Genomic DNA, 13,061 nt, shown 5'->3' with positions numbered 1-13,061 from the left:
CAGAGTCCGATCCGCGCCAACTGCACAGGAGCCTGACGATGACTGAGAATTCCGATTCCGGAGCGCTGTCGGAGCAGTCGCGGGCGCGCCTGGCCACAGAATTGGCTGATCTGAGGAAACAGCGAGATCGAATGGCCTCAGAAATCACCAACGACCATGACACCGTCGGGGATCAAGGCGACGCAGCCGATGATCTGGAACGCGCCGACGACGTGGCACTGATCGATGATCGGATCGACCAACTCGAGGCCCTGCTCGGGGGCTGGGCCACACCCAGCACACCCGGCGCCTTTCCCGACGGCGCGGAGGTGACCGTGCAGTTTCCCGACGACGGGATCAGAAAGTTGCGCGTCGTTGTGATCACCGAAGAGACGCGGCGCGGTGGGGACGATGTCACTCTCACCGCCGACAGCCCATTGGGTATCGCTCTCGCCGGCCATCAACCAGGCGACACCGTGAACTACATGACGCCGCAGGGATCGCGGCAGGTTCAACTGCTGGCAGTGAACCTGCCGGCCGGACCCGACGCCTCCCCCTGAAACGACCCCGATCCCATTGGGCGGCATCAACAATCCGACAACGAACGAAGGAGCGTCCGATGACAACAGAGCATCACCAACACACCGAACACGAACACATTCATGGAGAAGGGTGCGGCCACGTTGCCGTTCCTCATGGTGACCACGTCGACTACGTGCATGACGGGCACCTTCACCGCGCCCACGGCGACCATGTCGACGAATGTGAGACGGGCGAGCACCACGTGCACGAGGGTCACGACCACATCCATGGTGAAGGGTGCGGCCACGTCGCCATCCCGCACGGCGATCACACGGACTACGTCCACGATGGTCATCGACACGCTGCACACGGTGAGCACTACGACGAGCATTGATTGCCCCAGGCTCACGCCCGCAACAAACGAGGCGGAACCCTGTGCGGAATACCGGAACCGGTGCCCGTTCGACGGTGATCAGTGCCCACATTGAGCGTAAGTTGTCAGTGGGAGGAGCAGCGATGAGCGAGCGGTTGTTCAACTACTTCGACGAGGTCCTGCAACGTCATTTCGATCTCGGGACCGAGTCCTATCCGCGGGTGCGTCGGGCAGACGTCGACAGATTGCTTTCCGACGACACCCGACGACGCGTGGGAGAGGCCCGGATCGCGGCGGTGGAATGGGCCAACACCGAGAAGATCAACGGCAACGCTGTGATCACATCGGATCGCTTGATCATCACACCGCATGGACTGCTGTACACCGCGGGGTTTACGGGGTCGAGCACTCGCCACACTCTGTACTACCTCGCTGCGCCGCCGACATTGTTCGAGTCGATCGTCGAACTGACCGATGCGACGCTCCTGCCGCCGGAGTCGACGGCGGTGGCGGTGGACGACCGATTCGGCCACGAACTCACGTTTCCCTGGCCGCTCGACGCGACCCTTCGCCGGATGCTCGATGACCACCAGGTTCTGTGCCTGGACTTGTTCGACGAGGGCCACTCCACCCAATCCGCTAGCGCCGAATAAGCGGCAGTCGTAGAACTCGCAGTCTCCGCCGCTCTGCTTCGGCCAGACCTCCGCTTCGAGGTGGTTGAATCGACACCCCGGGGCTGGGTGCACCCGTCCCGCCCGAATCGAGAGGCCAACTCATGCATCTGGGCATCGACAGCTTCGTCTCGTCCGTGACCGACCCGACTGATAACCGTGTGATCGGTCCGGCTGAGCGGATGGCGCACCTGCTCGAAGAGATCACCCTCGCCGATCAAGTCGGGCTCTATTCGTTCGGCATCGGCGAGCACCACCGCAGCGAGTACTACGACTCGGCACCGCAGATCATCCTGGCCGCAGCGGCCGCTCGGACGGAACGAATTCGGCTCGGCAGTGCGGTCAAGGTGCTCAGCGCGGACGACCCGGTGCGGGTCTTCCAGCAGTTCGCCACCCTGGACCTGATCTCGAAGGGACGGATCGACCTGGTTGTGGGCCGCGGCTCCTTCACCGAGGCGTTCCCACTGTTCGGCCTGGACCTCGCCGACTACGACTCACTTTTCAACGAAAAGCTCGAACTGCTTCTGCAGATCCGCGACAACGTCGAAGTCAGCTGGTCAGGTCAACACCGGCCGCCGTTGGTCCGCCAAAGCGTCTACCCGCGGCCCGTGCAGGACCGCTTGCCGATCTGGGTCGGCGTTGGTGGGACCCCGGAATCTTTCGCCCGCGCCGGGCACCTGGGTTTGCCCCTGATGATCGCGATCATCGGTGGTGAGCCGCGCCAGTTTGCCCCGCTCGTCGACCTCTACCGGCGAATGGGGGCCCAGGCCGGCCACGCCCCGGAGGTGCTGCAGGTGGGACTGCACGTGTTCGGCTTTGTCGCTGAGACCACCCAGGCTGCGGCGGACACCATCTATCCCGGTTGGAACGAGATGTTCACCAACGTCTCCCGGGAGCGCGGGTTCCCACGGCCGACTCGCCAGCAGTTCGACGCCACCGCTGGGCCGGACGGCGCCTTCTTTATGGGCGACCCGCAGACGGTGGCCGACAAGATCCTGCGCGTGGGCGAACAGTTGGGCGGTGTGGACCGCCTGTCACTGCAGATGACGAACCCTCGGCTGGCCCATAGCGACCTGCTCCGCGGGATCGAGCTACTCGGCACCGAGGTCGCGCCGCTGGTGGCGACAGCCTAGCTACGCCCGGACTGGATCGAACGCCGAATAGGCGGCTGGGCCGGTAACACTCACGACCCAAAGGCGATAAACCAGACGGTCCGTCTACTTCAACGCGAAATGAGTGTGCTCATGGGTTCAATCGAGGCATTATCGGCGATCACGGGATTGACCGTGGACGGATTGACCGCGGTCGCCAAGACGTACGCCCAATTCGGTGCCGAATTCGTCAGATTATCTACGTCTTCGCCGTTGGGGTCGGTGGAAGGCTTCGGATTTCTCGCTATGGGGAGTATCGGAATGACCCTGCTCGGGTCCATGGTCTACGCCCTCGGGTAGCGATTTTCCCCGCGCTGTACCGCAGCCCGACATCTTTGACTGATGTCGGGCTGCGGCCATGTGTGCATTCTGATTCATCCGTGGGAGGGCGCACTCCGGGGTTCATACGGCCGTAGTCTGCCTCGCCTCAACGCCGCTGACGATGTCGAGGACGTCCTCGACGGAAGCTGGAAGGACATCGCCTCGCCAGGCCACGTGCTGGTCGGGACGAATGAGCGCGAGTTCGGCTCCGTAGAGTTCGCGAAGCCCGTCGTATTCGGGGACGAGGATTTCGAGCGGGATGCCACGTTCCTTCGCTGCCACCTCGAACACCGAGGTGTCGATGGTTGCGGGATCCCCGGTGACAAGCAGCGTGTAGCCGACGCCGAACCTGTCGTACAGAGAGACCTCTTCGGTGAGCCAGACGTGTGGTGCCCGACATCCCGGCGACGCGCTGGGAACGTAGTCGCCCTGGCTCGGGGGCGGCGGCGTCGTGCCGTCCGGCACCACGATGGGTGAGCCCTGGTAGTGCGTGCCCAGTTGCGCACCGAAGCTCTTGAACTCCTTGATCTTGACTGCGGCGATGATCGCGCCGATGCGCGCCCGGAGTTCGGCGCCCTCGGGGGTACTGTCCGAAATACCATCCAGCGTAAACGATTCCGCGTTTCGACCGGTGTTACCGATGCATGCCTCCTGAATCCAGGAGATCACGGCCGCGCGCTCGTGACCGTACGACTGCAACAGCGCCGGCCCGCCCCACCCGTTCAGGACTGCAGCGAGCTTCCAGCCGAGGTCGGCCGCGTCCCCAATGCCGAGGTTCATGCCGAAACCACCCATCGGGGAGATCAGGTGTGCCGCATCGCCGGCAAAGAAGATTCGTCCGCGGTGAAATTCCGGACTCAGGAGCGAATGAACGCGCACGCGGCCACCACTGAGCGGCTCGACGTCGAACTCGAAGCCCACATTGCGGAACAGTGCTGCTCGAGCCTGGTCCCAGTTGTCCGGATCGATGTTGTCGGCTACCGGAAAGAGGCCAAACATGTAGTGGTCGTCGCTGTCCTGCGCAATCAGCATCATGTTGTCGCGAAACTCGTTGATGAACAAGAAGAACGACGACCGACCGACATCCATCCGCTCTTTGAGTCCTGGCGCATGGATGTACCAGATGCTGGCCTGGACGAGATTCGCCGTGCCCTCCATTCGGATCCCGACCTGGTGACGAATGGGGCTGCGACTGCCGTCTGCCGCGATGAGGTACTCGGCGTCGACCGTGTGTTCGCCATCGGCGTCTTCGTAGGCGACGCGCACGGACCGCCCGTCCTGTTCAACCGCCATCACAGTCGAGCTGAATCTGATGTCGATGAGGGGATGTTCGGTGGCTGCCTGCTGAACTGTCGCTTCAATACCCGGGTTTGGGGCGTACTGCGCACGATCGGATGCGAACGGGTGACGCTCGGAGTAAGCGAAGACGTTCGTCAGATCGGTGACGACGTGACCGTTCAGCGCGGTCACATAGGTGGCGCTTCGCACGAAGTCGTCTCCGACGGGGTCGTTGGCTCGCAACTTGTCCGCGATACCCCAGCGACGGAAGTGCTCCATCGATCGCAAGTTGGTGATGTTGGTGCGTGCGTAGTTGTATTCACCACGCTCACGCTGCTCGAGCACGAGCGTGCGGACGCCGTGACGCGCTAGTTCGAGAGCGACGCTGATTCCGACGGGGCCGCCGCCCGCGATGACAACCGGGTGAATTGCTCTGGCATTGATGCTGTCCGACATGGATGGCCTTTCGCTGGTGTCGGCAGGTCGGGTAATCCGAAGATGAGGTGACCTGCCCCGGGCGTGGACACATACCCGCTCTCGGCAGTCGCATGATGTGCTCGAAGGCAGTGAGCAAGCTCTTCGACCTGTACCCGAAATCCACCCTTTCGAAGCGCATCCGGGGTGAATGCCCTGTTTCTGGGTGCGCGGCCTCGCTCAATACCGATGCACGACATTGCGGAACTGATCAGGTGGGAACCCTTTACCCGCGAGAGGGAAATGGCAAACATTTCGCAGATTTCGCCCTCTTCTGACACCTTCGGATTTACTGTGAATGGCGCGGGGACTGTGGTGGGGGGCAGGCTCGGCGCGGATAGCGGGTCCCCGCGTTGTGTGCTCAATGCGGACGGCAAAAGTCCCCCTCTCGAGGCGAGAGGGGGACTTTTCCGTTCGGGGCCAGGCGCCGGCTTTCGGAGTCCGCCGGCTCAGGGCCTGAAGCAGGGAGTCTCGATCATGCACCCAGTTCGGCGATCATCTGACTCAATGACGCAGCTGCCAAAGCCAGTTCGCCCTCATTCGGTGGGTCACCGCCGGATGGCAGCTTGTCGAAGAGCTGCTCCCTCGTAACCACCGAGATACCGTCGACTTGGAACCCTTCCTCATTGGGATCCAAAATTTCGATCCCACCGCCTACCGCCACGAGTTCCGCATGAGCACTACTGTTCAGGAGGTCGCGAAGATGTTCGACCGTCACATTCAGATTGATCATGCGCATCTCTTTCTCACGTCGACAGCTCCGAATCCGAGTACTCCACACGTACCCGCAGACTCTGACTCGAAAACCGAGCGCAGATCGACAACCTCCCCAAAAACGGAACAGGCCCGGCGTGCAGGCCAATCGTCATCCCTCTGCCATCACTCCGAAGGCCAAGGCCAGCAGCGCCGCCGCACACATCGACGGCCCATGCGGTAAGCGCGATCGCCGCGCCAACACACCGGCCACCACCAACGTGAACAGCGGAGCCAACAGCGCCGCAGACAACCACACCGGCGCGCCGGCCAACCCGGTGATTGCGCCTAGCGGAAGTGCAAGCTTCACATCCCCCGCACCCAGGGAAGTCGATGAAACGACATGCATGACGAGGTGCATCCCCGCGAGCATGACAGAACCAACCACCGCTGCCGACAGCGTTCCCGTAAACGCGGCGCCGGCCAGAACGACGAGATACGCGGGCAGAGTGAAACTGTTGGGCAGCCGGCGAACCGCGACGTCAACGGTCGAGACAGCTACGCACCACCACACCAGTACAAGGCCGGAAACAAGCTGCACCGCAGAAGAATTCGATACACCGACAAAGATCCAACCGGCCGCGACGCACAACTCCGGCACACCTCGTCGAACTGAAAAGCCTGCATAGAGGTTTCGGCGCAACCAACCGTCGGCAATATGGCGCGCACCGAAGCCAGCGACAAGACCGGCAACAACCAACATCCACATGGGAACGAGCATGCAGCGCAACGCCCGGCGCAGCAGAACTGGAAATCGTGTTGTGGACTACCCCAACACTGTGGATAAAGCTAAGCGATCGCCGCAGCCATCGCTTCTCGCGGTGCGGGCTTGCCGGTGAACTGCTCCACCTGGCCGAAGGCTTGATTGAGCAACATCGCAAGGCCACCGATCACGGTGCCGCCCGCCGCCTCGACGGCCGAAGCAAGGGGCGTCGGCCAAGGGTTGTAAATCGCGTCGAGAACAAACCGCGCCGTGCCAAGTTCCGCTGCAAAGGGCGCTGCCGCATCCGCTGGGACTGTGCTGACAAGAACCGCGGCCTCAGCACAGACAGAGCCGAGACGAGAGTCGTCGAAGGAAAGGAATTCCACATCCAATCCGACGGCCGTGCCACAGTCGATGGCGCCGGACGCACGGCCACGATCACGCGCGATCAGAGTTACGGATCGAACGCCCATGTCCGCCAAGGCAACCAACGCAGGCCGCGCGGTACCGCCGGCTCCGACAACAACTGCGGATGCTCCGGTGAGATCCCCGACGCCACCGGCGATCAAGGCACCACTGACGCCGTCGACGTCGGTGCAGTCAGCTCGCCAACCACCGTCGATGCGGACCAACGTGTTTGCCGAGCCGATGACAACAGCGCGGGCAGTGCGCTCCGACGCGTATTCGAGTGCCGCGATCTTGCCCGGCATGGTCACCGAAAGACCGACCCACTCGGGGCCCAATCCGTCGACAAGCGCCGGCAATTGCTCACCGGTGCACTCGATCCGCTCGTAGGTCCAGTCCCCTAGACCCAAAGCCTCGTACGCCGCAAGGTGCAGCAACGGCGACTTCGAATGCTCGATCGGACTACCGAGAACTGCAGCCTTGCGCGCACTACCGACCACTGTCGAGAATCCCGCTTTCCTGCGCTAGAACGATATTGGCGAGGTGTTCGTCGTAGCTCTTCGTGAAGAGAGTTTCGCCCTGCTTGTTGATGGTCACGAAGTACAGCCAGTCGCCGGGTGCCGGAGATTCGACGGCTTTGAGCGCGTCAATACTCGGCGACGCGATCGGTGTGGCCGGCAAGCCTGGCATGGCGTAGGTGTTCCACGGTGTGACCCGAGCACGATCGGCATCCGTGGTGGCAACCTCGGTGGTATCGAGCGAGTAGTTGACGGTGGAGTCGAACTGCAGTGGCTGATCGACGGCCAACCGGTTGACGATCACTCGCGCAACCTTCGACATGTCGTCGGTCAATGCTTCGCGCTCGACCAACGAGGCGGCAACCAGCAGTTGGTACGGAGAGAGTCCGACACCGGCACCGGCCTTCAGAATGCCTGTCCCCTCGTACATTTCGGCACTGCCTTGAACGAGAGTTCGCAGGATTTCCGTCGGCGTTGCTGTCGGATCGAAATCCCAACTGCTGGCAGCGATCAAACCTTCGAGTTGGCGATCCTTGTCCGGAACACCCTTCACCGATGTGATTGCCCAACTCGGCACACCCAATGAGGCGAGGTCGGAAGATGCTCCGGCAGTGTTCAATTCGTCAGCAGAGACACATTTTTGGGCAGTGGCACTGCCAACGCAACTGGCCTCTGAAATGAGGTTGTAGATGCCCTTCTTGAGGGCACCGGTCTGCGCGTCAGCGGTGTCGTGAAGCTGACGACCGGCCGCAACGACCACCAGTCCCACTCGGGAGGCCGGGGCAACCAACGAGTTGAGGGCGTCGGAGGCCTTGCTCTGCACGGGCACTTGATAGAAGCCCGGCTGAACCTGCTGAATTTCGGCGGAGTTCTTCACGGCGGCGTTGTAGAACGCTGCAGAACTGGCAACCACATTCTTCGCAGCCAGCGTCGCACCGATCTCCGACGCCGTCTCCCCTGAATTGATCTGAATCACCACCGGAGCACCACCGGGTCCGGCAAAATCTTCGGCCGCCTTGTTGCGGTCCATGTACCAGGTTGCGCCGTAGGCACCGACGCCCAGAATTGCGATCACCAGGAAAAGAAGTGCGAAGACGCCGACCTTCTTGCCACGCTTGGCGCGTTTGCTTTGCGCCTCACGTTGCTTGCGTGCCTGGGCCCGCGACATCTGCGGAGGGGCGATGGTCTGCGGTAGGGCACGCATGACCATGGTCTCGTCGTTGTCGAAATCGAATGAACGCTCAGGCCGCTGTTGTGCCTCGCCGTCATCCCACCGCCGGTTCACAGATCGTCCTCCGACACAGGCGCGTCCCCCGACGACTCCCCTGGTTTCACTGATCTACTCCGCTCGTCCAGCCAACCCTGCAGAATTTCCACTGCCGCAGCCTGATCGATCATCGGACGCTGACCGCGAGCTTTGACTCCGCTTTCGCGAAGGTTGCGCGCAGCCGTAACCGTCGTCAGTCGCTCGTCGGACAGTCTCACCGGGATCGGGTCGACGGCCCGCTGCAGTCGTTTGGCGAATGCAGTGGCGATGCCGGCGGCTTTACCTTGCTCGCCGCGCAGCGTCTGTGGCAGTCCGACGATAACCTCCACGGCCTCGTATTCGGACACGATGTCGATAATTCGCCGGATATCCGGCGCGTCGGGTCCACGTTCCTTGGCTCGGGGAACCGTTTCGACGGGTGTCGCCAGAATTCCGTCGGGGTCACTGGATGCGACCCCGATCCGAACACTGCCTACGTCGATCGCGATGCGTCGGCCGCGGCCCGGGTCGTCGAGACCGGGGCGATCGGGGCCCGCCAGCGCCACCACCGTTAGCTGCCGCCCGCCAGTTCTGAGACCCGGTCCCGGATGGCATCGAGCGCCGCCGTGATTCCGGTGGCGTCGGAACCCGACCCCTGAGCCATGTCGGGCTTTCCGCCGCCGCGGCCACCGATCTTGGGTCCGAACGAACCGACGAGGTCGCCGGCCTTCACGCCGAGTGCCTGAGCTGCCTTGCTGGATGCGACCACAAACGGAACCTTGCCGTCGACGTCGCCGAGCAACGCGACCACTGCAGGCTCGGAGCCCAGACGGCCCTTGATGTCAGTGACGAGCGCACGGAGGTCGTTGCCACCGACACCGGCCGGGGCGGGTTCAGCGATTACCAGCACGCTTCCGATGCGCTTTGCCTTCTCGACAAATTCTCCGGCCGAGGCGAGAACAGCCTTGGCCTTGGCCTGCTCGAGTTCCTTCTCGGCCGCCTTGAGACGCTCGACGAGTGCCTCGACGCGAGCCGGGACCTCTTCGGACGGAACCTTCAAGGACGAGGACAGGCCGGCGAGAAGCGCCCGCTCCTTGGCCAGGTAGCGGTACGAATCCAAACCGACGTACGCCTCGACGCGGCGAATGCCGGATCCGACGGACTGCTCACCGAGCAGTGTGACCTGACCGATCTGAGCGGAGCTGCCGACGTGAGTACCGCCGCACAGTTCCATCGAGAACGGGCCACCGATTTCTACGACGCGCACCTCGTCGCCGTAGTTTTCGCCGAAGAGAGCCATTGCGCCCATCGACTTGGCCTTGTCGAGGTCTGTCACAAACGTGTTGACTGCAAAGTTGGACGCAACTGCCTCGTTGGTGACTACTTCGATTTCCTGCTTCTGCGACTCGGTCAGAGCGCCCTGCCAGGAGAAGTCGAAGCGCAGGTAGCCGGGCTTGTTGAGCGAGCCGGCCTGCACGGCGTTGGGGCCGAGCACCTGACGCAGTGCCGCGTGCACCATATGGGTACCGGAGTGGCCCTGGGTTGCACCCTTACGCCATTCGGCGTCGACGTGAGCGAGGACGACGTCGCCCTCGGTGATCTCGCCCTTCTGGACCGTCACCTTGTGGATCCAGACCTTCTTGGCGACCTTCTGGACGTCGTTGACCTTGGCTTCGAGGCCAGGCGCCGTGAGCGATCCGATGTCGGCGATCTGTCCGCCGGACTCCGCGTAGAGCGGGCTGCGGTCGAGGATGACCTCGATGGACTGACCGGCAGTGGCCACGGGCACCCGAACGCCGTCGACGATCAGTGCGAGGACATGAGCCTCGGACACCAATTCGTTGAAACCGGTGAATTCGGTGGGGCCGCGATCGAGCAGTTCCTTGTAGACCGAGAGATCGGCGTGTGCGTGCTTGCGGGCACGAGCGTCGTCCTTGGCGCGCTTACGCTGCTCGGCCATGAGCGTGCGGAAGCCGTCCTCGTCGACGGAGAGACCGGCTTCGGACGCCATCTCGAGTGTCAGGTCGATCGGGAAACCGTAGGTGTCGTGCAGGGCAAATGCCTGGTCGCCGGCGATGACGGACTTGCCGGAAGCCTTGATGGTTTCGGCTGCACCCTCGAACAGCTTCGAACCCGAAGCCAGTGTCTTGAGGAATGCGGTCTCTTCGCCGACGGCAACGTTTTCGATGCGCTTGAAGTCGGTTTCGAGAACGGGGTACGACGGAGCCATCGTGTCGCGGACGACAACCATGAACTCACGCATCGTGGGCTGCTCGCTGCCGAGCAACTTGGCCGAACGCACGATACGACGCAGCAGACGGCGCAGGACGTAACCGCGTCCGTCGTTGCCCGGGTTGACGCCGTCGGCGATCAACATGGCAGCGGTGCGAGCGTGGTCGGCGATAACGCGGAAACGAACGTCGGAGGTGTGATCGGCACCGTAAACGCTGCCGGTCAGCTCAGCTGCCTTCTCGATGACGGGACGCAAAAGGTCTGTCTCGTAAACGTTTTCGACGCCCTGGAGCAGGAACGCAACGCGCTCGACGCCCATACCGGTGTCGATGTTCTGCTTCGGCAGCGGTCCGAGGATCGGGTAGTCGTCCTTGCTGATGCCCGCGCCGCGCTCGTTCTGCATGAACACGAGATTCCAGATCTCGATGTAGCGATCCTCGTCGGCTTCCGGACCTCCCTCGATGCCGTACTCGGCGCCGCGGTCGTAGAAGATTTCGGAGCACGGACCACAGGGGCCGGGGATGCCCATGGACCAGTAGTTGTCGGCCATTCCGCGACGCTGGATGCGCTCCTCGGGAAGTCCGACCTGGTCACGCCAGATCGCGAATGCTTCGTCGTCGTCGTGGAAAACGGTGGCCCACAGACGCGTCGGGTCGATGCCGTAGCCGCCGTCCTCAACCGAACCGGTGAGCAGTGCCCACGCGTGGGAGATGGCTTCCTTCTTGAAGTAATCACCGAAGGAGAAGTTGCCGGCCATCTGGAAGAACGTGTTGTGGCGGGTGGTGATGCCCACCTCTTCGATGTCCAGGGTGCGAACGCACTTCTGCACCGACGTGGCGCGGGTGTACGCCGGAGTCTGCTGGCCGAGGAAGTACGGCACGAAGGGAACCATGCCGGCGTTGACGAACAGAAGATTCGGATCGTCGAGAATCAGCGACGCACTGGGGACCTCGGTGTGGCCGGCCTTGACGAAGTGGTCGAGGAATCGCCTGCGGATCTCGTGGGTTTGCACTAACCGGTCCTTACCTTCATGAGCGTCGAACTGTCGCTGTCCAGCGTAACCTGCACCCCACTTGCAGCTTTAACCCCGCACGATTCGACGCAGTTTTCCCACCCGATCAGCGATCTCTCGCTCGTTTCCGTGGGCGGTGGGCCGGTAGTAGTCCACCCCGATCAACTCATCCGGCGGATATTGCTGCCTCAGAACACCGTCACGAGCCTCGTGGGGGTATTTGTAACCAACCGCATTGCCCAATTGCTCGGCGCCCTTGTAGTGGCCGTCACGCAGATGCGGCGGGACCAACCCTGACTTACCTGCAGCTACGTCGGCCATCGCAGCACCCAATGCCTCGATGACTGCCCCCGATTTCGGTGCCGTCGCCAAGTGGATAGTTGCCTGCGCCAGAGCCAGCCGAGCCTCCGGCATACCGATCAACTGCACGGCTTGAGCTGCGGCCATTGCCGTTTGCAGTGCCATCGGATCAGCCATACCGATGTCTTCACTCGCGTGCACCACCAACCGTCGGGCAATGAATCGCGGGTCTTCACCGGCCGTCAACATTCGCGCCAGGTAGTGCAATGCCGCGTCGACGTCGGAACCACGAATGCTCTTGATGAACGCGCTGATGACGTCGTAGTGCTGATCCCCGTCGCGGTCGTAGCGAACGGCGGCCTTGTCGACACTCGCCTCTACCGTGGCGAGATCAACCACGACGGGTCCGGATGCTGCACCAGCGGTGTCGATGGCTGCGCCGGCAGCCGCTTCGAGAGCTGTGAGGGCGCGCCTGGCGTCACCGGACGCCAGACGCACCAAGTGCTCCATTGCGTCGTCGGCGATGGTGATTGCGCCGCCGAAGCCGCGCTCGTCGGCGACTGCGCGCTCGAGAAGTTCTTGGATGTCCGCGGCGGTGAGCGCCTGCAACTGCAAAACCAGCGACCGGGAGAGCAGTGCCGACACCACGGAAAACGACGGGTTCTCGGTGGTAGCACCGACCAGCAGAACGATCCGGTTCTCGACTGCGGCCAGCAAAGCGTCCTGCTGCGTCTTGGAGAAACGATGGACCTCGTCGATGAACAGCACGGTCTGCTCACCATTGAGAAGGCGTCGGCGGGCAAGTTCGATGACGCCGCGCACTTCCTTGACTCCGGCGGACAACGCCGACAACGCCTCGAACCGTCGACCCGTCGCCCCCGAGATCAACGACGCCAAGGTGGTCTTGCCGGTACCCGGCGGCCCGTACAACAGCACTGACGCCGCACCGGAGCCCTCGACCATTCGACGCAGGGGTGCGCCGGGCCCGAGGAGATGTTGCTGTCCCACTACCTCACCGAGAGTGCGCGGACGCATTCGGACCGCCAGCGGAGCGCTCGACGACACCGACGCCAAAGCCCGCTCGGCAGCCGAGACAACGTCAGGCTCGTCCACTACCTCAGCC

Annotated in this window: 13 protein-coding genes; 5 read left to right on the top strand and 8 right to left on the bottom strand. The window is 62.9% G+C overall.

The features are described from left to right. Positions 1-38 precede the first annotated feature (38 nt). The 5 genes from BDB13_RS17390 (at position 39) to BDB13_RS17370 (ending at position 2,996) form a co-directional block, all read left to right on the top strand. Positions 39-539, top strand: coding sequence for a GreA/GreB family elongation factor (locus BDB13_RS17390; protein WP_094272738.1), 501 nt, complete (start codon positions 39-41; stop codon positions 537-539). A gap of 59 nt (positions 540-598) precedes the next feature. Then, positions 599-895, top strand: a complete 297-nt coding sequence (locus BDB13_RS32970) for a hypothetical protein (protein ID WP_094272737.1) — start codon at positions 599-601, stop codon at positions 893-895. Positions 896-1,017: 122 nt separating this feature from the next. Then, positions 1,018-1,527, top strand: coding sequence for a glucose-6-phosphate dehydrogenase (locus BDB13_RS17380; protein ID WP_141210648.1), 510 nt, complete (start codon positions 1,018-1,020; stop codon positions 1,525-1,527). A gap of 122 nt (positions 1,528-1,649) precedes the next feature. Then, complete coding sequence (locus BDB13_RS17375; RefSeq protein ID WP_094272735.1) at positions 1,650-2,678, top strand: LLM class flavin-dependent oxidoreductase; 1,029 nt, start codon at positions 1,650-1,652, stop codon at positions 2,676-2,678. Positions 2,679-2,789: 111 nt separating this feature from the next. Further along, positions 2,790-2,996 carry a hypothetical protein gene (locus BDB13_RS17370; protein ID WP_141210647.1) on the top strand — a complete coding sequence of 69 codons (207 nt, stop codon included), beginning with the start codon at positions 2,790-2,792 and terminating at the stop codon, positions 2,994-2,996. 102 nt (positions 2,997-3,098) lie between these two features. Here the strand turns inward: BDB13_RS17370 and BDB13_RS17365 are convergent, their stop codons facing one another. The 8 genes from BDB13_RS17365 to BDB13_RS17330 form a co-directional block, all read right to left on the bottom strand. Next, a complete protein-coding gene (locus BDB13_RS17365) occupies positions 3,099-4,751 on the bottom strand; it encodes an FAD-dependent monooxygenase (RefSeq protein WP_094272733.1) in 1,653 nt (550 codons plus the stop codon). 493 nt (positions 4,752-5,244) lie between these two features. Beyond that, the gene (locus BDB13_RS17360) at positions 5,245-5,502 is read right to left on the bottom strand and encodes a hypothetical protein (protein WP_254922848.1); all 258 of its coding nucleotides are present in this window, start codon (positions 5,500-5,502) and stop codon (positions 5,245-5,247) included. A 132-nt stretch (positions 5,503-5,634) separates the two neighbouring features. Beyond that, positions 5,635-6,243, bottom strand: a complete 609-nt coding sequence (locus BDB13_RS17355; RefSeq protein ID WP_254922847.1) for a prepilin peptidase — start codon at positions 6,241-6,243, stop codon at positions 5,635-5,637. Positions 6,244-6,311: 68 nt separating this feature from the next. Further along, positions 6,312-7,130: a shikimate dehydrogenase gene (locus BDB13_RS17350; RefSeq protein ID WP_094272732.1), complete on the bottom strand. Its 819-nt coding sequence runs from the start codon at positions 7,128-7,130 to the stop codon at positions 6,312-6,314. Further along, positions 7,120-8,433: an endolytic transglycosylase MltG gene (locus BDB13_RS17345; RefSeq protein WP_094272731.1), complete on the bottom strand. Its 1,314-nt coding sequence runs from the start codon at positions 8,431-8,433 to the stop codon at positions 7,120-7,122. Before BDB13_RS17345 ends, BDB13_RS17350 begins: the two co-directional genes overlap by 11 nt. Beyond that, positions 8,430-8,963: a Holliday junction resolvase RuvX gene (ruvX, locus tag BDB13_RS17340; protein ID WP_094272730.1), complete on the bottom strand. Its 534-nt coding sequence runs from the start codon at positions 8,961-8,963 to the stop codon at positions 8,430-8,432. The genes BDB13_RS17345 and ruvX overlap by 4 nt, the downstream gene beginning before the upstream one ends. Before the next feature lie 2 nt (positions 8,964-8,965). Beyond that, complete coding sequence (gene alaS / locus BDB13_RS17335; RefSeq protein ID WP_094272729.1) at positions 8,966-11,638, bottom strand: alanine--tRNA ligase; 2,673 nt, start codon at positions 11,636-11,638, stop codon at positions 8,966-8,968. A gap of 69 nt (positions 11,639-11,707) precedes the next feature. After that, the gene (locus BDB13_RS17330; RefSeq protein ID WP_441347239.1) at positions 11,708-13,051 is read right to left on the bottom strand and encodes a replication-associated recombination protein A; all 1,344 of its coding nucleotides are present in this window, start codon (positions 13,049-13,051) and stop codon (positions 11,708-11,710) included. Positions 13,052-13,061 lie beyond the last annotated feature (10 nt).

Source organism: Rhodococcus sp. OK302 (assembly GCF_002245895.1).
Lineage (GTDB): Bacteria > Actinomycetota > Actinomycetes > Mycobacteriales > Mycobacteriaceae > Rhodococcus_F.
Note: the sequence above shows the minus strand (reverse complement) of the source record. Positions and strands in the feature narration are given on the sequence as shown.